The organism is Pseudomonas sp. Os17 (assembly GCF_001547895.1).
GTDB lineage: Bacteria > Pseudomonadota > Gammaproteobacteria > Pseudomonadales > Pseudomonadaceae > Aquipseudomonas.
This window is the reverse complement of sequence record NZ_AP014627.1, coordinates 460,061-480,708: the sequence shown is the minus strand read 5'-3', so window position 1 is coordinate 480,708 and position 20,648 is coordinate 460,061. Positions and strand designations below refer to the sequence as shown.

Genomic DNA, 20,648 nt, shown 5'->3' with positions numbered 1-20,648 from the left:
GGCGCCGACCAGCGGTGCCAGCAGCGCCATCCATAGCGCCACACCGATGGCTGAAACAGTCCTGTTCATTGTGCAGACTCCACCTGAGAGTGTTTTTTCAGCAGCAGCGTCCGTGGTCGTTCCTGCCAGCCCCCCGCCCCATCGGCAACAATTTCCAACACCTCGACCCGTGACTCGCTGATCGCCACGATCCGACCTTCGCTTCGCCCCAGGTAGTCGCCGATCTGCAACCGGTGGACACCCTCGGCACTGCGCAACAGGGCGAAGCTGGCGCTGGTGCCGGACATGGTTCCGACCATCTGCAACCGCTCGATATCAAAGCCCTCCAGATACTGCCGGGGTCGCTGCGGATCCGGCCGGACTGCCTGCTCGCTCCATCGACGCTCGACGCGTTCGACGCTCTGCGGGGGCTGGAACGGGCTGCGCAGCCCACTGGCGTCATAGGTGAAAGCGGGGCTGGAGCGGACAACCGGCAGCGGCTCAATCGGCTCCGGCGCTTGCCGGCGCATCTGCTTCATAAAAGCCTGGGTTTCAGCGAAGTCGGCGGCCCCCTCGCACCCGCACAAGCCCAGACCAAAGCAGGCCCACATCAGCCAGCACCAGGCCTTCATGAGTGCGGTTCCGGGCTGTCGTAGCTGTAGGTTCGCGCCCCGATGCTCAAGCGCAAGCGCGCAGGATCACCCGCTTCCAGGGGCCTGAGCTGAAAATCATGCAAGGTAACGATTCGCGGCAGCCCGGCGACGCCGCTGACGAAGGTCGCCAGATCGTGATAGCCACCTGTCACCGTGATCTGGATCGGCAGCTCGACATAAAACGGACGCGGTACGGGCGGTTGCAACTTGATCTCTTCGAGCGCCAGACCGCTGCCCAAGCCCAGGCGACTGATGTCTTCAAGCAACCCCGGGACTTCGCCGTCGCTGGGCAACTGATGCAGCAACTGCTCGAAACGGCTGCGCAGGGCCGCGAGCTGCGCCCGATACAGCTCGAGATTGGCCACTTGCCGAGCCTTGCTGGCGAACTGCTGCTTGAGGCGGGTTTCTTCGTGACGCACCTGCTGCAGTTGCCGCAGATGAGGGCTCAGGTAAAGGCCGTAACCTGCTGCCAGGATCACCAGCAGAAGCAAGGCCGCCGTCAGCGCCCTCAACGGCGCAGGCCAGGAGCCGAGGTTGCTCAGCTCCAGCTCTCGCAAATCGGTGCCACGCAGCTGCGCCAGCCACCCGCTCGGCCTCATCGCTTCGTCTCCTCAGGCAGCGGCGGCATCAACCCGACACTGAGCCGAAACAGATGGCTCGGCTGCGGCTGCACCTCGCTGGTCTTTTTCACTTCGGCCAGGCTGGGAGCGGCAAATCCTGCGGTCGCCTGCAGATTGCGCAGCAAATCGGAGATCCGGCCATTGGCCTGGGCAACTCCACTGATACTCAAGTTCTGCCCCTGCAGATCGACTTCGGTGAAATGCAGGCCATCGGGCACGCTGCGGGTCAACTCCTGGAACATCCGTACCCGGGTCGAGCGGCTGTCTTGCAGGGCCTCGATAACCTGCATGCGCTCAAGCAGTTGCTGGCGTTGAGCCTTGAGCTCGCGAACAGCGGCGATCTGCTGATCCAGGTCCACGTTCGCCTGCTCCAGGTACTGGTTGCGGGCCTGCTGCCGAGCACTCACGCGCTCGATGCCGACATCAATCAGCAGCACCAGCCCCAAGCCCAGCAGCAGGATGACTGCCACTATCTGCAAAAAGCGCCGCTGTTGCTGCGCCCGCGCAGCTTCCCGCCAGGGAAGAAAGTTGATCCGGGCCATCAGTCGAACCCTCTCAGGGCCAGACCGCAGGCCAGCAGCAGCTCAGGCGCCTGTTCGGCGAGCGCCTGGGCATCGACCCGGGGCCCGACACTCATGCCGACGAACGGATTGGCAAGGGCCGTGGCTATCCCCAGTTGCTGTTCGATCCGCCGCTCCAGCCCGGCAAGGCGCATGCCCTCGCCAGCCAGCAGCAACCACTGCACCGGTTGCCGCTGTGGCGACTCGGAGAACTGTTGCAAGGCGCGCTGGACGTTGTGCAGCAAGTCCTGCTCAAAGGGCCGCAGCGCCTCCTCGAGACAGACTGACGGCAAACCTCCCTGGCGCTCGGCTCGCAGCGCCTGATCCAGGGTCAACGAGAAACGCTGCCCAAGGACCTGGGTCAGCTGCCGACTACCGAACAGCTGCTCGCGGCTGTAAATGATTCGCCGGTCGCGCATCACACTGAAACTGCTGACGCCCGACCCCACGTCCAACAGCGCCACCGCAGACTGCGTGGCCGCCGGACTCTGCGCCGTCAACAGCGCCAGGCAACGCTCCAGGGCCAGGGGTGCGCTCTCCACCACCTGCGGCGTCAGGCCGGCCCGGGCCAGCAGCGCCTCCCGGGCTTCGACCGTCTCGTGGCGACAGGCCACCAGCAACACCTGGACCCGCCGGGGATTGCCCGGCACCCTGCCCTGCACCTCAAAGTCGGTGGCCACCTCTTCCAGGGGATAGGGAATGTACTGGCCCGCTTCCAGACTGAGCTGGTACTCCAACTCCGCTTCATCCAGTTCCGCCGGCATGTCGATCAGTTTGCTGATCACCGCTTCACCGGGCACCGCCACCGCGGCCGCCTTGAGGCGACTGCCGCTTGTGCGCCAGGCCTGGCATAACGCCACGGCCTGCGCCTCGGCGTCGACACCGCCCGATTCGAGAAATGAGTCGGGTGCCAGGTCTTGCCGGGCATACGCCTCGACCCGGTAGCCCCGGCCCTCCCGGCTCAAAGACAGGAGCCTGACCGATGTGGCGCCGATATCGATCCCCAACAGGGAACTCGACTTTCTGCTGAAGACTCCAAGCACACCAATTCCCTTTGCCTATCCGTGACTTACGAACCCCAGGAGCAGCAGCGCATTCAATCGCCACACCTTGACAGACGGGCAAATGACGCTCTCGGCGGAAAATGCTTATAATGCCCAGCGTTTTTTCCCGCTTTTCCTGCTGCGTGGGTCGGTCCCTGATTACCTTGAATGCCCTGACGCCTAATTCATTCCTTTCTCTGGAAATCCAAAAGCCTTGATTCGTCTGCTGAAGTTTTTCGGGTGGTCCATCGTCGCTGTGTTCTGCGGGCTGCTTCTCGCCCTCTCCGGTGCGTTTCTTTATCTTAGTCCCGGCCTTCCATCGGTTGAGGCCCTGAGAAGCATCCAGTTGCAGATTCCTCTGCGGGTGTACAGCAGCGACGGCAAGTTGATCGCAGAATTTGGCGAAATGCGCCGTACCCCCATACGTTTCGCCGAAATTCCACCCAACTTCATCAATGCGTTACTAAGTGCTGAAGACGACAACTTCGCTAACCATTACGGAGTTGACCCCAGCAGCCTGATGCGCGCCGCGACCCAGTTGGTCAAGAGCGGACACATCCAGTCCGGCGGCAGCACCATCACCATGCAGGTGGCGAAGAACTTCTTCCTCAGCAGCGAGCGCAGCTTTTCGCGCAAGACCACCGAGATTCTCCTGGCCCTGCAGATCGAGCGGCAGCTGACCAAAGACGAGATCCTCGAGCTGTACGTCAACAAGATCTACCTGGGCAACCGCGCCTACGGGATCGAGGCGGCAGCCCAGGTGTACTACGGCAAGTCCATTCGCGACGTGAGCCTGGCGCAGATGGCGATGATCGCCGGCCTGCCCAAGGCCCCTTCGCGCTTCAACCCGCTGGCCAATCCGGCGCGCAGCAAGGAGCGCCGCGACTGGATCCTCGGCCGCATGTACAAGCTGGGCAAGATCACCGAAGCGGCCTACACCGAAGCCATCAACGAGCCGCTGAACGCCAGCTACCACGTGCCGACGCCGGAAGTGAACGCGCCGTACATCGCCGAGATGGCCCGCGCCGAGATGGTCGGCCGTTATGGCAGCGACGCTTATACCGAAGGTTTCCGCGTCACCACCACCGTGCCCAGCGACCTGCAGGAGATGGCCAATACCGCGGTCCAGGAAGGCCTGATGACCTACGACCAGCGCCACGGCTACCGTGGTCCTGAGTCGCGCCTGCCCGGCAAGACCCATGCCGCCTGGGCCACAGAGTTGACCAAGCAGCGGACCATCAGCAGCCTGGAACCGGCGATCGTCACTCAGGTCGAGAAGAACGGCCTACAGGTGCTGACCCGCAACGGCGAGGAACATGTGGCCTGGGAGAGCATGAAATGGGCCCGGCCGTTCCTCAACACCAACAGCATGGGCGCCGCTCCTCGCCAGCCGGCGGACGTGGCCCAGGTCGGCGACCTGATTCGCGTGCAGCGCCAGGCGGACAACTCCCTGAAGTTCAGCCAGGTCCCGGTCGCCCAGGGCGCCCTGGTGACCCTGGACCCGCAAAACGGTGCGATCCGCGCCCTGGTCGGTGGCTTTGCCTTCGAGCAGAGCAACTACAACCGCGCGATGCAAGCCAAGCGCCAGCCCGGCTCGAGCTTCAAGCCGTTCGTCTATAGCGCGGCCCTGGACAATGGCTACACCGCGGCCAGCCTGGTCAACGACGCGCCGATCGTGTTCGTCGACGAGTACCTGGACAAGGTCTGGCGGCCGAAGAACGACACCAACACCTTCCTCGGCCCGATCCGCATGCGCGAAGCGCTGTACAAGTCGCGCAACCTGGTGTCGATCCGCCTGCTCCAGAGCATGGGCGTGGACCACACCATCGACTACATCAGCAAGTTCGGCTTCAACAAGCAGGACCTGCCGCGCAACCTGTCCCTGGCCCTGGGCACCGCGACCCTGACCCCCATGGAGATCGCCACCGGCTGGAGCACCTTTGCCAACGGCGGCTACAAGATCACCCCGTACATCATCGACAAGATCGAAAGCCGCAACGGCGAGCTGCTGTTCAGCGCCAACCCGCCCAGCGTCCCCACCGGGAACACCGCCAGCAGCGGCATCGCGGCGCCAGAGCACAACTTCACGGTCAACACCGTGGCCGGCGAAAACCCGGTACAGGCTCCGGTACAGACGCCCGCCGTCGCCGAACGGATCATCGACGGACGCACCACCTACATCCTCAACAGCATGCTCGAGGACGTGATCAAGCTGGGTACCGGGCGCCGAGCCCTGGCCCTGGGCCGTTCGGACCTGGCCGGCAAGACCGGTACCACCAACGAGTCCAAGGACGCCTGGTTCTCCGGCTACAACGCCGACTACGTGACCACGGTCTGGACCGGTTTCGACCAGCCGGAAAGCCTCGGACGTCGCGAATACGGCGGCACGGTGGCCCTGCCGATCTGGATGAACTTCATGGGCGCCGCCCTCAAGGGCAAGCCGCCGCACACCCAGGCCGAACCGGAAGGCATCCTCAGCCTGCGGGTCGACCCGGTCAGCGGCCGCGCCGCCACCCCGGGCACACCGAATGCCTACTTCGAGCTGTTCAAGAGTGAAGACACCCCACCCTCGGTCAACGAGCTGGGCAATGGCGTCGCACCGGGCAGCCCGCTGCCGGCGGACGAAGCGGCGCCGATCGACCTCTTCTAAGAGCAGCGGCAAGCTGCAAGTGATCGGCGGCAAGCAAGAGCGCGCCCCGCTCTTGCAGCCGGAAACTTGCAACTAGCCGCTGATTGCCTGCCCATAAAAAAGCGACCGGCTCGATTGGCCGGGTTTTTTATGGGCGGCTGTTAGCCGTTGAACACATCGTCCACGCTCTTGAGCGGGTAGTTCTTCGGATACGGCAGGGTCGCCACGCCGGTCTCGATAGCGGCCTTGGCCACGGCATCGGAGATCACGGTGATCAGACGGGCATCCATCGGCTTCGGAATGATGTACTCACGACCGAATTCCAGCTTGATGCCGCCGTAGGCGTCGCACACTTCCTGAGGCACTGGCAGCTTGGCCAGTTCACGCAGGGCGTTGGCCGCGGCGATCTTCATTTCTTCGTTGATGCGCTTGGCGCGAACGTCCAGGGCACCACGGAAGATGAACGGGAAGCCCAGTACGTTGTTCACCTGGTTCGGGTAGTCCGAACGGCCGGTGGCCATGATCACGTCGTCACGGGTGGCGTGAGCCAGCTCTGGAGCGATTTCCGGATCCGGGTTCGAGCAGGCGAACACGATCGGATTCGGCGCCATCGACTTCAGGCCTTCAGCGCTCAGCAGGTTCGGACCGGACAGACCGACGAACACGTCGGCGCCTTGCAGGGCGTCGGCCAGGGTGCGCTTGTCGGTGGTGTGGGCGAAGACTGCCTTGTACTGGTTCAGGTCGTCACGGCCAGCGTGGATAACGCCGGTACGGTCAACCATGAAGATGTTCTCGATCTGTGCGCCCATGCTCACCAGCAGTTTCATGCAGGAGATGGCGGCCGCACCGGCGCCCAGGCAGACGATCTTGGCATCGGCCAGGGTTTTGCCAGCGATTTCCAGGGCGTTGATCATGCCGGCAGCGGTCACAATCGCGGTGCCGTGCTGGTCATCGTGGAACACCGGAATGTCGCACTGCTCGATCAGAGCACGTTCGATCTCAAAGCACTCTGGCGCCTTGATGTCTTCCAGGTTGATGCCACCGAAGGTGATGGAGATGCGCTTGACGGTGTCGATGAAAGCCTGCGGACTTTCGGAATCGACTTCGATGTCGAATACATCGATGCCGGCGAAACGCTTGAACAGCACGCCCTTGCCTTCCATCACCGGCTTGGAGGCCAGTGGGCCGAGGTTGCCCAGGCCGAGAATCGCGGTGCCATCGGAAATGACGGCAACCAGGTTGCCTTTGCCGGTGTACTTGTAGGCCAGTTCCGGATCGCGAGCGATTTCGCGTACCGGCTCGGCTACGCCGGGGCTGTAGGCCAGCGCCAGATCACGAGCGGTAGCAGTGGCCTTGGTGAGCTCGACACTCAGCTTTCCTGGACGAGGATTGGCATGATATTCGAGAGCGGCAGTTTTCAAATCAGACATGTGGGCATTCCGCTTTTTACTGTTGGACAGACGGACCGCCGAGGATACGCGTGTCGCATAGTCCCTACAAGACTGCCCAGTCACCCCTGTCAAGGCCCGTAGCGTACGACTTTGGGCCAAGAGCCACGGGGTACAAGGCTTTCAACTGTTCACAATCCAATTAAAAAATGTCTACAATTTTTCTTTATCAGAGAAGTCTGAGCATGGAAACGTCAGTCAGCGACAACATCCAGCCTGCCCCGCTCGACCTGAAACCGCCGGAACGCGAACGTGCCAGCACCCAGCCCCGAGCCTCGATCCGCCGCCCGGAAAGCCCCTTGAGCCACTGACGATCGAAACGTCCCAGAACATTGGGTGCAATACGCAATACAACTGCACCGCGCAATGTGATCCAAACCCCGCCACGATTGCGTTCGACCTTGCTCACACGCCCCTCGAGCACGACAAAGCCGGAACGGCGGATCTGCTCCGCTTTCAGTACAGCTGAACGGCGCCAGAGGCCCAGCCCCGCTCGACGCGCGTGGTTTTCCGCAGCCTGCTGACAAGCGACCAGAGCGACGTTCGGCACGATGGCGATCTGATAGGCAAGCCCTTCGGCAATCAACCGGGCTTCCAGATTGGTCCCGCTGACGTCGTAGACATGGGCCAGCGTCCGCCCATGGCGATCGTGCCGCTCGCGCCCGGGCAACAAGCCGACCCGACCACCGCTCTGCGCCACCAGGCGCTGCAAACGTTGCCGCGCCGCCACCGCGAATGGCTCGGCCGGGCGCCCCCGACTGGCCAGCTCCGGCGCATTGAGGCCGATCATGCGCACGCTGCGACCATCCTTGAGACGCAGGGTATCGCCATCCACCACCCGCTGGACCGCTGCGGGAATCAGCCCCTCGGGGGCCGGGCAAAACGCCTGGGCGGCGGTCAGCCAAATCGCGGACACAAAAAAGGCGCCCACATGGGACGCCTTTTTCATCAGCGAGGAAAGTCGGTATCGGCTTTCCAGAACGATCAGCCTCAGGCCTTTTTCGTTGCGCCGAAAGCACCGAAGCGCGACTTGAACTTGTCGACACGACCGCCAACGTCCAGAGTCTTTTGCTTACCGGTGTAGAACGGGTGGCACTCGTTGCACACGTCCAGGCTCAGAGGCTTGGCCAGGGTGGAGCGAGTTTCGATGACGTTACCGCAGCTGCAGGTAGCGGTAACGGCTTCGTATACTGGATGGATATCGGCTTTCATGGTGTATTCCTCAGGCTAGCGTGCCGCCACCCAACACTATTGTTGAATACCGCACGAATTAGGGCGCGGATTCTACCAGACCGCGTCAAACGCGCAAGAGATCCTGAGTACCCCCCATCAGAAAAAGCCGGCGCAACCTTGACAGCCCCGGCTTTGCCACGCACTGCACTGCGGTGCCTGCTCGGCCGCGGCAAAACCTCCGCAGACCGGGGAGCACGCACGCTTATACAGGACACCCCACGGCTCGTCTGTTAGGCTCCGGAGCCTATTTACCGTCCGCTCATCGAGATTGTCCCGCGTGCCCGACGCCATTCTGCGCCTCGCCCTGCCTTCGCCTCTGCGCCGCCTCTTCGACTACCGTGCCCCGGCCGGTGTGCTGCGCGCCCAGCTGCATCCGGGGATGCGCCTGCGAGTGCCCTTCGGTCGCCGGGAAATGATCGGCATCCTGGTGGAAGTGGCGGATCACAGTGAAGTGCCGGCCGACAAGCTCAAGCCGGCCCTGGCCCTGCTGGACCCCACGCCACCGCTGCCCCCGGCCCTGTTCAAGCTGTGCCTGTGGACCGCCCAGTACTATCAGCACAGCCTCGGCGACACCCTGAGCTGGGCCTTGCCGGTGCTGCTGCGCCAGGGCGAGCTGGCCGAGGCCCGCCAGGAACGCTTCTGGTCGATAGCCCCCGGCGCCCGCCTGGATGACCCGCGCATCGCCCGCGCCCCGCGTCAGCGCGAAGCACTGGCCACCCTGGCCCAACACCCCCATGGCGTGCCCCACGCTCTGCTGAGCAAGCTGATGCTGAGCAAGGACAGCCTGGACCTGTTGCTGGCCAAGGATCTGGTGCAGGTAGAAGTGCGCAAGCACGCGCCAGGCGTGCGCCATGAACACTGGCTGGCCCAGCCCGAGCTGCCGCTCAACAGCGAGCAGCGCGCCGCCTACGAAGCGATCCGCGCCGGGTTCGACAGCTACCACGCCTTTCTTCTGGCCGGGGTCACTGGCAGCGGCAAGACCGAGGTCTACCTGCAGTTGATCCGCGAAACCCTCGAAGCCGGCAAACAGGCCCTGGTGCTGATCCCGGAGATCAACCTGGGGCCCCAAACCCTGGCGCGCTTCGAACAGCGCTTCAACGCCCGCATCGCCCTGCTGCACTCGGCGGTCAATGACCGCGAACGCCTGGATGCCTGGCTCGCCGCCCGGGATGGCGAGGCCGACATCATCATCGGCACCCGCTCAGCGCTGTTCACGCCGATGAAGAACCCCGGGCTGATCATCATCGATGAGGAGCACGACGGCTCTTACAAGCAGCAGGAAGGCCTGCGCTACCATGCCCGCGACCTAGCCCTGGTGCGCGCCCGCCAGGAAGACATCCCCATTGTCCTGGGCTCGGCCACACCGTCCCTGGAAAGCCTGCACAACGCCTACACCGGCCGCTATGGCCTGCTGCGCCTGAACGAGCGCGCCGGCGGCGCCAAGCAACCGCGCTTCCTGCGCCTGGATGTGAAGAGCCGCCCTCTGGACAGCGGCATTTCCGGCCCCATGCAGCAGGCCATCGGCCAGACCCTGGCCGCCGGCCAGCAAGTTCTGGTATTCCTCAACCGCCGCGGTTTCGCTCCGACCCTGCTCTGCCACGACTGCGGCTGGATGTCCGAATGCCAGCGCTGCGACGCCCGCATGACCGTGCACCAGCGCTCCGGCGAACTGCGTTGTCACCATTGCGGCCATGTGGAGCGAGTGCCCCGGCACTGCCCGCAATGCGGCAAGGTCGATCTGCGCCCCGTGGGCGCCGGCACCGAGCGCGCGGAAGAACGCCTGGGCATCCTGTTTCCCGACTACCCGGTACTACGGGTGGACCGCGACAGCACCTCGCGCAAAGACGCGATGAACCAGCTGTTCGCCACCATCCAGAAGGGGCATCCGTGCATCCTGGTGGGCACCCAGATGCTGGCCAAGGGACATCACTTCCCCCGGGTCACCTTGGTGTCGATCCTCGACGCCGACGGCGGCCTGTTTTCCGGGGACTTCCGCGCCAGCGAGCGCATGGCGCAGCTGATCGTCCAGGTCGCCGGGCGCGCCGGGCGTGCCGAGGAACCGGGCAAGGTGATCATCCAGACCCACCTCGCCGACCACCCGCTGCTGGTGCAACTGACCGAGCAGGGTTACTTCGCCTTCGCCGAACAGGCCCTGAGCGAGCGCCGCGCCGCCGGCCTGCCGCCCTTCGCCCATCTGGCCCTGCTGCGGGCCGAGGCCCACAAGCCGGGGCAAGCCGAAGGTTTTCTCGATGAGGCGTGCAGCGAGGCCGAGCGCCTGCTGGCGGAACAGAACCTGGGGGGCATCGAGTTGCTGGGGCCGGTTCCGGCGCCGATGGAGCGGCGCGCCGGGCGTTATCGTGCGCAGTTGCTGCTGCAAGCCAATGCCCGGGCACCGCTGCATCGACTGCTGAGCAGCTGGTTGCTGGTGCTGGAGCAGATGCCCAGCGGACGCCAGGTCCGCTGGTCGCTGGATGTGGACCCGGTGGATTTGTATTGATCGATATCGCGTTTTCGCGGGCAAGCCCGCTCCTACAATGGGCTGCATCAAACCCGCAGGAGCAGGCTTGCCGGCGAAGGCACTCGAATGCCGCCACCGATCCCCAAGCAGCCCTCTATAGTTGGCAAGGCCGTTCCAGCAACGGATAATGCCCAGTTTTTCCACCCGCGCACCAACGCGCCGCCGCGCCAGCGGTCGAACGAGAAGACCATGAAAGACACCATTCGCCAGCTCATCCAGCAAGCCATCACCCAACTCGTCGCCGAAGGTGTGTTGCCAGAAGGCCTGACGCCGGCGATCCAGGTCGAAAACACCCGCGACAAGACCCACGGCGACTTCGCCAGCAATATCGCCATGATGCTGGCCAAGCCCGCCGGCATGAAGCCCCGCGACCTGGCAGAAAAAATCATCGCCGCGCTGCCGGCCCATGAGGACCTGAGCAAGGCGGAAATCGCCGGCCCGGGCTTCATCAACTTCTTCCAGAACACCCAGGCCCTGGCCGCGCGCCTGGACGCCGCCCTCGGCGACGAGCACCTGGGCGTGCGCAAGGCCGGCCCGGCGCAGCGCACCGTGATCGACATGTCGGCCCCCAACCTGGCCAAGGAAATGCACGTCGGCCACCTGCGCTCCACCATCATCGGTGACGGCGTGGCACGGGTCCTGGAGTTCCTCGGCGACACCGTGATCCGTCAGAACCATGTCGGCGACTGGGGCACCCAGTTCGGCATGCTGATGGCGTACCTGGAAGAGAACCCAATCACCAGTGATGAGCTGTCGGACCTGGAGAACTTCTACCGCGCCGCCAAGCAGCGCTTCGACGAATCCGAAGCCTTTGCCGACCGCGCCCGCGGCCTGGTGGTCAAGCTGCAAGCCGGCGACCCGGATTGCCTGGAGCTGTGGACCAAGTTCAAGGACATCTCCCTGTCCCACTGCCAGAAGATCTACGAGCTGCTCAACGTCAAGCTGACCATGGCCGACGTCATGGGCGAGAGCGCCTACAACGATGACCTGATCAACGTGGTCAACGACCTCAAGGCCCAGGGCATGCTGGTGGAGAGCAACGGCGCCCAGTGCGTGTTCCTCGACGAGTTCAAGAATGCCGAAGGCGAGCCGCTGCCGGTGATCATCGTCAAGGCCGACGGCGGCTACCTGTACGCCACCACCGACCTGGCCGCCGTGCGCTACCGCAGTGGCAAGCTCAAGGCCGATCGCGCCCTGTACTTCGTCGACCAGCGCCAGGCCCTGCACTTCCAGCAAGTGTTCGCCGTGGCCCGCAAGGCCGGCTTCGTGACCCATCCGATGGAGATGGAACACATGGGCTTCGGCACCATGAACGGCGCCGACGGCCGTCCGTTCAAGACCCGCGACGGCGGCACCGTGAAGCTCATCGACCTGCTGACCGAAGCCGAGGAACGCGCCTACGCCCTGGTCAAAGAGAAAAACCCGCAACTGCCGGAGGCCGATCTGCGCGGCATTGCCAAGGTGGTGGGCATCGATTCGGTGAAATACGCCGACCTGTCCAAGCACCGTACCAGCGACTACAGCTTCAACTTCGACCTGATGCTCAACTTCGAAGGCAACACCGCGCCGTACCTGCTGTACGCCTATACCCGTGCCGCCGGCGTGTTCCGCAAGCTGGGCAAGGACTTCAGCGAAGTCGGCGGCCAGATCGAACTGCACGCGGCCCAGGAACTGGAGCTGGCGGCCAAGCTGGCGCAGTTCGGCGAGATCCTCAACAACGTCGCCGACAAGGGCACCCCGCACATCCTCTGCACCTACCTGTACGACGTGGCCGGTCTGTTCTCCAGCTTCTACGAGAACTGCCCGATCCTGGCGGCCGAGACTCCGACGCAGATGCACAGCCGCCTGCGCCTCACCGAGCTGACCCGCCGCACCCTCAAGCAAGGTCTGGAACTGCTGGGCCTCAAAGTCCTGGAGCAAATGTAAGTTGGCTGCCAAGAAAAAACCTGCACCCAAGCGTGGCGCCAGCCGCTACCAGGCCCCGGCCAAGAAGCCGATCCCGGGCTGGTTGTGGCTGGCCATCGGCCTGACCATCGGCGCCTTCATCGTGTTCCTGATGAAGCTCGAACCCGGCAAGGGCGGCGACAGCGTCAAGCGCGAGAAGATCGAACAGCAGAAAGCCAGCAAGATCGCCGAGGCCAACAAGACCCCGCCGAGCCCGCAGCAACCGGTGAAGCCGAAGTACGACTTCTATACCCTGCTGCCGGAATCGGAGGTCATAGTGCCGCCGGAAGCGGTGCCGGAGAAAACCCTGCCGACGCCTCAAGTGCCGCCGGTGCCGACCACCCCGGTCACCCCGGCGGAAGCCGCGAAGATCGACACCGCCCGGGCCCAGGCGGCCCTGGCCGGCATCACCCCACCGCCGGCGCCACCGGTGGCCAAGGCGGCGCCGGTGACCAAGTTCTTCCTCCAGGCCGGCTCGTTCCGCAAGCAAGCCGATGCCGACAAGGTACGAGCGCAGATCATCCTGCTGGGCCAGTCGGTGGCGGTGGAATCCGGCACGGTGAAGGATGAAACCTGGTACCGGGTATTGGTGGGCCCGTTCAGCAACCGCGAACAGCTGACCGTGGCGCAGAAACAACTGGCCGGCGCCGGCTTTAGCAATCTGCTGTTACAACAGCGCCAGAGCCGTTAAGCCGACCGCTACGCGATTGATCGCGGCCCAGCCCACTCCTACACGACGCCTCGTAGGAGCGGGCTTGCCCGCGAAGCGCTTGCAGCTTGCAACAAAGACCGCTGGTCCCCCGCTACAGCCTCCGGTTGAAAAACTCCCAGCCACCCCCATATGAGTTTCCATCAGGGCACTTTCGCCCCGCTGTGTGGAGACTCCCCCCTTGACCACCATCGTTTCAGTCCGCCGCCACGGCAAAGTCGTCATGGGCGGCGACGGCCAGGTTTCTCTCGGCAACACCGTGATGAAAGGCAACGCGAAAAAAGTCCGCCGGCTGTACCACGGCCAGGTCATCGCCGGCTTTGCCGGGGCCACCGCCGACGCCTTCACCCTGTTCGAGCGCTTTGAAGGCCAACTGGAGAAACACCAGGGCCATCTGGTGCGCGCCGCTGTCGAGCTGGCCAAGGAATGGCGTACCGATCGCTCCCTGAGCCGCCTGGAAGCCATGCTGGCCGTGGCCAACAAGGACGCCTCCCTGATCATCACCGGCAACGGTGACGTGGTGGAGCCGGAGGACGGCCTGATCGCCATGGGCTCCGGTGGCGCCTACGCCCAGGCCGCAGCCAGCGCCCTGCTGAAAAAGACCGACCTGTCGGCTCGCGAAATCGTCGAGACGGCCCTGGGCATCGCCGGCGACATCTGCGTATTCACCAACCACACTCAAACCATCGAGGAGCAGGATCTCGCGGAATAAGCCTGTTGCGGCGCTCGCGCCACGGCATTCATTCTTGCTTGAGGACCGCCAATTACTATGTCCATGACACCCCGCGAAATCGTCCACGAACTCAACCGCCACATCATCGGCCAGGACGATGCCAAGCGCGCCGTCGCTATCGCCCTGCGCAACCGCTGGCGCCGGATGCAACTGCCGGCCGAACTGCGCGTTGAAGTGACGCCCAAGAACATCCTGATGATCGGCCCCACCGGTGTCGGCAAGACCGAAATCGCCCGCCGCCTGGCCAAGCTGGCCAATGCACCGTTCATCAAGGTCGAAGCCACCAAGTTCACCGAAGTCGGTTATGTCGGTCGCGACGTCGAATCGATCATTCGTGACCTGGCCGATGCGGCGATCAAGATGTTCCGCGAACAGGAAATGATCCGGGTTCGCCACCGCGCCGAAGACGCCGCCGAAGAACGCATCCTCGACGCCCTGCTGCCACCGGCCCGCATGGGCTTCAGCAGCGATGAAGCGCCAGCCCAGGACTCCAACACCCGCCAGCTGTTCCGCAAGCGCCTGCGCGAAGGCCAGCTGGACGACAAGGAGATCGAGATCGAAGTGGCGGAAGTCACCGGCGTCGACATCTCCGCGCCACCGGGCATGGAAGAAATGACCAACCAGCTGCAGAACCTGTTCGCCAACATGGGCAAGGGCAAGCGCAAGAGCCGCAAGCTCAAGGTCAAGGAAGCGCTGAAGCTGGTACGGGATGAAGAGGCCAGCCGCCTGGTCAACGACGAAGAGTTGAAGACCAAGGCCCTGGAAGCGGTCGAGCAACACGGCATCGTGTTCATCGACGAAATCGACAAAGTGGCCAAGCGCGGCAACTCCGGCGGCGTCGATGTGTCCCGCGAAGGCGTGCAGCGCGACCTGCTGCCCCTGATCGAAGGCTGCACCGTCAACACCAAGCTGGGCATGGTCAAGACCGACCACATCCTGTTCATCGCTTCCGGTGCCTTCCACCTGAGCAAGCCCAGCGACCTGGTTCCGGAGCTGCAAGGGCGCCTGCCGATCCGCGTCGAACTCAAGGCCCTGTCGCCGGAAGATTTCGAGCGCATCCTCAGCGAGCCTCACGCTTCGCTGACCGAGCAATACCGTGAGCTGCTCAAGACCGAAGGCCTGAACATCGAGTTCCTGCCTGAAGGCATCAAGCGCCTGGCGGAGATTGCCTGGCAGGTCAACGAGAAGACCGAGAACATCGGTGCCCGTCGCCTGCACACCCTGCTCGAGCGCCTGCTGGAAGAGGTGTCGTTCAGCGCCGGCGACCTGGCCAGCGCCCACAGCGAAGAGCCGATCCGCATCGACGCGGCCTACGTCAACAGCCACCTGGGCGAATTGGCGCAGAACGAAGATCTGTCCCGCTATATCCTCTAAGCGACAAGCTTTAAGCCTCAAGCTGCAAGTTGATCGCGGTCATCTTGTAGCTTGTAGCTTGCAGCTTTAAGCTGCCCTCATGACTAAACTCCCCTCTGGCATCAACCTGCACAAAGCCTCGAAAACCCTGACCCTGACCTACGGGCCGGACGAGGTCTATCACTTGCCTGCAGAGTTCCTGCGGGTGCACTCCCCCTCCGCCGAGGTCCAGGGCCACGGCAAACCCATCCTGCAGTTCGGCAAGCTCGGCGTGGGCCTGAGCAAGGTTGAACCGGCTGGCCAGTACGCACTGAAATTGACCTTCGACGACGGCCATGACAGTGGACTGTTCACCTGGGACTACCTGTATCAGTTGGCTCTGCGTCAGGACGAACTGTGGAGCGATTATCTGGCAGAGCTCAAAGCCGCCGGAAAATCCCGCGATCCGAATGAGTCGATAATCAAGCTGATGCTCTAGTCCGAGCCTCCGGCTGTTTAGAGGGCATTTTCTAATTCCATCTGTTTGAATGCTGGGCTGTATGGCCAATGAATGGCCTGCTTGCGAAAAAAATTAAACTCGGGTAACCAATGGAACTGGCAAGTTCCCTGCAGAGTTCTCTGCACTTTTAAAGCAGCGGTACGCAATCAACGGTCACCCGAGCAGTAGTACCTGGCATCGTGCTGTGTGACTGCACAGCAGGTCCGGTACTCGTCTCAGGACAATGGAGCGTCGTAGATGAGTAACAAGAATATCGATGACCTGAAACGCCAAGCCTCGGAAAACACACTGGGGCTCAATCCGGTCATCGGCTTGCGTAGAAAGGATCTGCTTACCTCTGCTCGAATGGTGCTCACCCAGGCCATTAAACAACCCATCCACAGCGTCAAGCATGTCGCCCATTTCGGCCTTGAGCTGAAGAACGTGATATTCGGCAAATCGACCCTGCAACCGGAGAGCGACGACCGTCGCTTCAACGATCCGGCCTGGAGCCAGAACCCGCTGTACAAACGCTATCTGCAAACCTACCTGGCGTGGCGCAAGGAGCTCCACGAGTGGATCGGCGACAGCAACCTGTCCGATCAGGACATCAGCCGCGGCCACTTCGTGATCAACCTGATGACCGAAGCCATGGCCCCGACCAACAGCATGGCCAACCCCGCCGCGGTCAAGCGCTTCTTCGAAACCGGCGGCAAGAGCCTGCTGGACGGCCTGTCCCATCTGGCCAAGGACCTGGTGCAGAACGGCGGCATGCCCAGCCAGGTCAACATGGACGCCTTTGAAGTAGGCAAGAACCTCGGCACCAGCGAAGGTTCGGTGGTGTTCCGCAACGATGTGCTGGAGCTGATCCAGTACCGGCCGATCACCGAACAGGTGTATGAGCGGCCGCTGCTGGTGGTGCCGCCCCAGATCAACAAGTTCTACGTCTTCGACCTCAGCCCGGACAAGAGCCTGGCGCGCTTCTGCCTGCGCAACAACGTGCAGACCTTCATTGTCAGCTGGCGCAACCCCACCAAGGCACACAGGGGATGGGGCCTGTCGACCTACATCGAGGCCCTGAAGGAGGCGGTCGACGTGGTCACCGCCATCACCGGCAGCAAGGATGTGAACATGCTCGGGGCCTGCTCCGGCGGTATCACCTGTACCGCGCTGCTGGGCCACTACGCCGCGCTCGGAGAAAAGAAGGTCAATGCCCTGACCCTGCTGGTCAGCGTCCTCGACACCACCCTGGATACCCAGGTGGCGCTGTTTGTCGACGAGCAGACCCTGGAAGCGGCCAAGCGCCATTCCTACCAGGCCGGTGTGCTCGAAGGTCGCGACATGGCCAAGGTGTTTGCCTGGATGCGCCCCAACGACCTGATCTGGAACTACTGGGTCAACAACTACCTGCTGGGCAACGAACCACCGGTGTTCGACATCCTGTTCTGGAACAACGACACCACCCGCCTGCCCGCAGCGTTCCATGGCGACCTGATCGAGATGTTCAAAAACAATCCCCTGGTGCGCCCCAATGCACTGGAAGTGTGCGGCACACCCATCGACCTGAAACAGGTGACCGCCGATATCTTTTCCCTGGCCGGCACCAACGATCACATCACCCCGTGGAAGTCCTGCTACAAGTCGGCGCAACTGTTTGGCGGCAACGTGGAGTTCGTGCTGTCCAGCAGCGGGCATATCCAGAGCATCCTGAATCCGCCGGGCAATCCCAAGGCGCGCTACATGACCAGCACCGAGATCCCCGTCTGCCCCGATCAATGGCAGGAAAACTCGATCAAGCACACCGATTCCTGGTGGCTGCACTGGCAAGCCTGGCAGGCGGAGCGTTCCGGCGAGCTGAAAGCGGCCCCCAGCACGCTGGGCAACAAAAAGTACGCCGCCGCCGAGGCCGCACCAGGGACCTACGTCCACGAGCGCTGAGTCCGGGCATTGAACGATGCGACGCCAGGAGGCGTCGCCACGCCCTATGCTTGGTACGAGGCCCGGCCTCGGAAAATCCGGACGACGCCCAGGACGGCGTTGCCCATGGTTCAATTCACAGGGCTACGGCATGCCACACTCTTTCATCTTTCGCACCGTTGATCTGGATGGACAGACCATCCGCACGGCGGTACGCCCCGGCAAGCCGCACTTGACGCCGCTGCTGATCTTCAACGGAATCGGCGCCAACCTGGAGCTGGTCTTTCCCTTTGTCCAGGCCCTGGATCCGGACCTGGAGGTCATTGCCTTCGACGTCCCCGGCGTGGGCGGCTCCTCGACCCCAAGCCGGCCTTATCGTTTTCCCGGCCTGGCCAAGCTGACCGCCCGCATGCTCGATTACCTGGACTACGGCCAGGTCAACGCCGTGGGCGTGTCCTGGGGCGGAGCCCTGGCCCAGCAGTTCGCCTACGACTACCCCGAACGCTGCAAGAAACTGGTACTGGCGGCCACCGCCGCCGGCGCCTTCATGGTCCCCGGCAAGCCCAAGGTGCTGTGGATGATGGCCAGTCCACGGCGCTACGTGCAGCCTTCCCATGTGATGCGCATCGCGCCGCTGATCTATGGCGGTGCCTTCCGGCGCGATCCGAACCTGGCCGCCGAACACGCAGCCAAGGTCCGCTCGGCCGGCAAGCTGGGCTACTACTGGCAACTGTTCGCCGGAGTGGGCTGGACCAGCATCCACTGGCTGCACAAGATCCACCAGCCGACCCTGGTGCTGGCCGGCGACGATGACCCGCTGATCCCCCTGATCAACATGCGCATGCTGGCCTGGCGGATTCCCAACGCGCAGCTGCACATCATCGACGACGGTCACCTGTTCCTGATCACCCGGGCCGAGGCCGTCGCCCCGATCATCATGAAATTCCTCCAGGAAGAGCGACAACGCGCCGTGATGCACCCGCATCCACTGCCATCGCACCCAACGAAATAAAACAACGCTGCCGACAGGATCGTCGCGCGCAAGAAAGGCCAGGAGCGACTATGTTGTCTGTCTTGGATTGGTCTGCTTGTTAGTGGTTTGACGAAGGAGTGTTGACTCATGCAAGACAAGCCTGCACAGGGTTCGCTTCCGGCCCCTGCGGCCTACATCAACGCACAGAGCGCGATCACCGGTCTGCGCGGCCGGGATCTGCTCTCGACACTGCGCAGCATTGCGGCCCACAGTTTGCGCAACCCGTTGCACAGCGCCCGCCACACCCTGGCCCTGGGTGGCCAGCTGGGACGTGTGCTGCTGGGGGAAACCCTGCATAAACCCAACCCCAAGGACAACCGCTTCGCCGACCCGGCCTGGACCCTCAATCCCTTTTACAAACGAGGCTTGCAGGCCTACCTCAGCTGGCAGAAGCAGGTTCGGCACTGGATCGACGACAGCGGCATGAACGAGGACGATCGGGCCCGGGCGCACTTCGCCTTCTCCCTGCTCAACGACGCGGTGTCGCCCTCCAACACCCTGCTCAATCCCCTGGCCCTCAAGGAAATCTTCAACACCGGCGGCAACAGCGTGGTGCGCGGCATCAGCAACCTGCTGGACGACCTGTTGCACAACAACGGACTGCCCAGCCAGGTGACCAAGCACGCCTTCGAGATCGGCAAGAACCTGGCCGTGACCCCAGGCTCGGTGGTGTTTCGCAACGAGCTGCTGGAACTGATCCAGTACAGCCCCATGAGCGAAAAACAGTACGCCAAGCCGTTGCTGATCGTGCCGCCGCAAATCAACAAGTACTACATCTTCGACCTCAGCCCGCACAACAGCTTCGTCCAGTACGCCCTGAAGAACGGCCTGCAGGTATTCATGATCAGCTGGCGCAACCCGGACGTGCGCCATCGCGAGTGGGGCCTGTCGAGCTACGTAGAGGCTACCGAAGAGGCACTGAATGTCGCCCGGGCCATCACCGGCAGTCGGGAAGTCAACCTGGTAGGTGCCTGCGCCGGCGGCCTGACCATCGCCGCCCTGCAAGGTCACCTGCAGGCCAAGCGCCAGCTGCGCCGGGTGGCCAGCGCCACTTACCTGGTGAGTCTGCTGGACAGCCAGCTGGACAGCCCGGCCACCTTGTTTGCCGATGAGAAAACCCTGGAAGCGGCCAAGCGTCGCTCCTACCAGCAAGGGGTGCTCGATGGCCGCGACATGGCCAAGGTGTTTGCCTGGATGCGTCCCAACGACCTGATCTGGAACTACTGGGTCAACAACTACCTGCTGGGCAAGGAGCCGCCAGTCTTCGACATTCTCTACTGGAACAACGACAGCACCCGCCTGCCCGCCGCCTTGCACGGCGACCTGCTGGACTTTTTCAAGCACAACCCGCTGAGCCACGAAGGCGGACTCGAAGTCTGCGGCACCCCGATCGATCTGCAGAAGGTCACGGTGGACAGCTTCAGCGTGGCCGGCATCAACGATCACATCACCCCCTGGGATGCGGTGTATCGCTCGACCCTGCTGCTGGGCGGAGAGCGGCGCTTCGTGCTGTCCAACAGCGGGCATGTGCAGAGCATTCTCAATCCGCCGAGCAACCCCAAGGCCAACTACGTGGAAAACCACAAGCTCAGCAGCGATCCGCGAGCCTGGTATTACGACGCCAAGCATGTCGACGGCAGTTGGTGGGGCCAGTGGCTGAGCTGGGTCCAGGAGCGCTCAGGAGCGCAGCGGGAAACCCTGACCACCCTCGGCAATCAGAACTATCCACCCATGGAGGATGCTCCGGGCACCTACGTGCGCGTGCGCTGAAAACACTTTGCTCCACGACTCCATGCTG

Annotated in this window: 17 protein-coding genes; 10 read left to right on the top strand and 7 right to left on the bottom strand. The window is 63.3% G+C overall.

Translation table 11 applies throughout. From position 1 onward, the window contains the following. Nucleotides 1–65: 65 nt before the first annotated feature. The 4 genes from POS17_RS02195 to pilM are packed head-to-tail and all read right to left on the bottom strand — an operon-like array spanning nucleotide 66 to nucleotide 2,855. The gene (locus tag POS17_RS02195) at nucleotides 66–611 is read right to left on the bottom strand and encodes a pilus assembly protein PilP (protein WP_060837162.1); all 546 of its coding nucleotides are present in this window, start codon (nucleotides 609–611) and stop codon (nucleotides 66–68) included. Beyond that, complete coding sequence (locus tag POS17_RS02190; protein WP_060837161.1) at nucleotides 608–1,231, bottom strand: type 4a pilus biogenesis protein PilO; 624 nt, start codon at nucleotides 1,229–1,231, stop codon at nucleotides 608–610. Before POS17_RS02190 ends, POS17_RS02195 begins: the two co-directional genes overlap by 4 nt. After that, complete coding sequence (locus POS17_RS02185) at nucleotides 1,228–1,794, bottom strand: PilN domain-containing protein (RefSeq protein ID WP_060837160.1); 567 nt, start codon at nucleotides 1,792–1,794, stop codon at nucleotides 1,228–1,230. Before POS17_RS02185 ends, POS17_RS02190 begins: the two co-directional genes overlap by 4 nt. After that, nucleotides 1,794–2,855: a type IV pilus assembly protein PilM gene (gene pilM, locus POS17_RS02180; protein ID WP_060837159.1), complete on the bottom strand. Its 1,062-nt coding sequence runs from the start codon at nucleotides 2,853–2,855 to the stop codon at nucleotides 1,794–1,796. Before pilM ends, POS17_RS02185 begins: the two co-directional genes overlap by 1 nt. Before the next feature lie 217 nt (nucleotides 2,856–3,072). On the opposite strand from pilM, the gene POS17_RS02175 reads away from it, so the two are divergent. Then, a complete protein-coding gene (locus POS17_RS02175) occupies nucleotides 3,073–5,505 on the top strand; it encodes a penicillin-binding protein 1A (RefSeq protein ID WP_375136272.1) in 2,433 nt (810 codons plus the stop codon). A gap of 140 nt (nucleotides 5,506–5,645) precedes the next feature. On the opposite strand, the gene POS17_RS02170 is transcribed toward POS17_RS02175, so the two are convergent. The 3 genes from POS17_RS02170 to rpmE form a co-directional block, all read right to left on the bottom strand. Next, a complete protein-coding gene (locus POS17_RS02170) occupies nucleotides 5,646–6,914 on the bottom strand; it encodes a malic enzyme-like NAD(P)-binding protein (RefSeq protein ID WP_060837157.1) in 1,269 nt (422 codons plus the stop codon). 187 nt (nucleotides 6,915–7,101) lie between these two features. After that, a complete protein-coding gene (locus POS17_RS02165; protein ID WP_060837156.1) occupies nucleotides 7,102–7,881 on the bottom strand; it encodes a thermonuclease family protein in 780 nt (259 codons plus the stop codon). A 41-nt stretch (nucleotides 7,882–7,922) separates the two neighbouring features. Further along, the gene (gene rpmE, locus POS17_RS02160) at nucleotides 7,923–8,144 is read right to left on the bottom strand and encodes a 50S ribosomal protein L31 (protein WP_016962748.1); all 222 of its coding nucleotides are present in this window, start codon (nucleotides 8,142–8,144) and stop codon (nucleotides 7,923–7,925) included. Between the two features lie 298 nt (nucleotides 8,145–8,442). On the opposite strand from rpmE, the gene POS17_RS02155 reads away from it, so the two are divergent. The 9 genes from POS17_RS02155 to phaC (POS17_RS02115) all read left to right on the top strand — a co-directional run bounded on the left by POS17_RS02155 (nucleotide 8,443) and on the right by phaC (POS17_RS02115) (nucleotide 20,620). After that, on the top strand, nucleotides 8,443–10,662 hold the full coding sequence (locus tag POS17_RS02155; protein ID WP_060837155.1) for a primosomal protein N': 2,220 nt from the start codon (nucleotides 8,443–8,445) through the stop codon (nucleotides 10,660–10,662). 210 nt (nucleotides 10,663–10,872) lie between these two features. Further along, nucleotides 10,873–12,609 (top strand): arginine--tRNA ligase, encoded by a 1,737-nt coding sequence (argS, locus tag POS17_RS02150; RefSeq protein ID WP_060837154.1) that lies wholly within the window; start codon nucleotides 10,873–10,875, stop codon nucleotides 12,607–12,609. Between the two features lies 1 nt (nucleotide 12,610). Next, nucleotides 12,611–13,318, top strand: a complete 708-nt coding sequence (locus tag POS17_RS02145) for an SPOR domain-containing protein (RefSeq protein WP_016962745.1) — start codon at nucleotides 12,611–12,613, stop codon at nucleotides 13,316–13,318. A 199-nt stretch (nucleotides 13,319–13,517) separates the two neighbouring features. After that, nucleotides 13,518–14,048, top strand: a complete 531-nt coding sequence (gene hslV, locus POS17_RS02140) for an ATP-dependent protease subunit HslV (protein WP_003186641.1) — start codon at nucleotides 13,518–13,520, stop codon at nucleotides 14,046–14,048. Nucleotides 14,049–14,105: 57 nt separating this feature from the next. Next, complete coding sequence (hslU, locus tag POS17_RS02135) at nucleotides 14,106–15,443, top strand: ATP-dependent protease ATPase subunit HslU (RefSeq protein ID WP_060837153.1); 1,338 nt, start codon at nucleotides 14,106–14,108, stop codon at nucleotides 15,441–15,443. A gap of 79 nt (nucleotides 15,444–15,522) precedes the next feature. Beyond that, on the top strand, nucleotides 15,523–15,900 hold the full coding sequence (locus POS17_RS02130) for a gamma-butyrobetaine hydroxylase-like domain-containing protein (protein ID WP_016962743.1): 378 nt from the start codon (nucleotides 15,523–15,525) through the stop codon (nucleotides 15,898–15,900). Nucleotides 15,901–16,158: 258 nt separating this feature from the next. Beyond that, a complete protein-coding gene (gene phaC / locus POS17_RS02125; RefSeq protein ID WP_060837152.1) occupies nucleotides 16,159–17,838 on the top strand; it encodes a class II poly(R)-hydroxyalkanoic acid synthase in 1,680 nt (559 codons plus the stop codon). 130 nt (nucleotides 17,839–17,968) lie between these two features. Next, nucleotides 17,969–18,829: a poly(3-hydroxyalkanoate) depolymerase gene (phaZ, locus tag POS17_RS02120; RefSeq protein WP_060837151.1), complete on the top strand. Its 861-nt coding sequence runs from the start codon at nucleotides 17,969–17,971 to the stop codon at nucleotides 18,827–18,829. A gap of 108 nt (nucleotides 18,830–18,937) precedes the next feature. Then, nucleotides 18,938–20,620 (top strand): class II poly(R)-hydroxyalkanoic acid synthase, encoded by a 1,683-nt coding sequence (phaC, locus tag POS17_RS02115; RefSeq protein WP_060837150.1) that lies wholly within the window; start codon nucleotides 18,938–18,940, stop codon nucleotides 20,618–20,620. The last annotated feature ends 28 nt before the right edge of the window (nucleotides 20,621–20,648 follow it).

Bases quoted from the DNA above. Each gene is read 5' to 3' on its own strand.
- phaC (WP_060837152.1), top strand. From the start codon at position 16,159: ATGAGTAACAAGAATATCGATGACCTGAAACGCCAAGCCTCGGAAAAC.
- hslU (WP_060837153.1), top strand. From the start codon at position 14,106: ATGTCCATGACACCCCGCGAAATCGTCCACGAACTCAACCGCCACATC.
- POS17_RS02170 (WP_060837157.1), bottom strand. From the start codon at position 6,914: ATGTCTGATTTGAAAACTGCCGCTCTCGAATATCATGCCAATCCTCGT.
- argS (WP_060837154.1), top strand. From the start codon at position 10,873: ATGAAAGACACCATTCGCCAGCTCATCCAGCAAGCCATCACCCAACTC.
- POS17_RS02185 (WP_060837160.1), bottom strand. From the start codon at position 1,794: ATGGCCCGGATCAACTTTCTTCCCTGGCGGGAAGCTGCGCGGGCGCAG.
- POS17_RS02195 (WP_060837162.1), bottom strand. From the start codon at position 611: ATGAAGGCCTGGTGCTGGCTGATGTGGGCCTGCTTTGGTCTGGGCTTG.
- POS17_RS02130 (WP_016962743.1), top strand. From the start codon at position 15,523: ATGACTAAACTCCCCTCTGGCATCAACCTGCACAAAGCCTCGAAAACC.
- rpmE (WP_016962748.1), bottom strand. From the start codon at position 8,144: ATGAAAGCCGATATCCATCCAGTATACGAAGCCGTTACCGCTACCTGC.
- phaZ (WP_060837151.1), top strand. From the start codon at position 17,969: ATGCCACACTCTTTCATCTTTCGCACCGTTGATCTGGATGGACAGACC.
- POS17_RS02190 (WP_060837161.1), bottom strand. From the start codon at position 1,231: ATGAGGCCGAGCGGGTGGCTGGCGCAGCTGCGTGGCACCGATTTGCGA.
- phaC (WP_060837150.1), top strand. From the start codon at position 18,938: ATGCAAGACAAGCCTGCACAGGGTTCGCTTCCGGCCCCTGCGGCCTAC.
- POS17_RS02165 (WP_060837156.1), bottom strand. From the start codon at position 7,881: ATGAAAAAGGCGTCCCATGTGGGCGCCTTTTTTGTGTCCGCGATTTGG.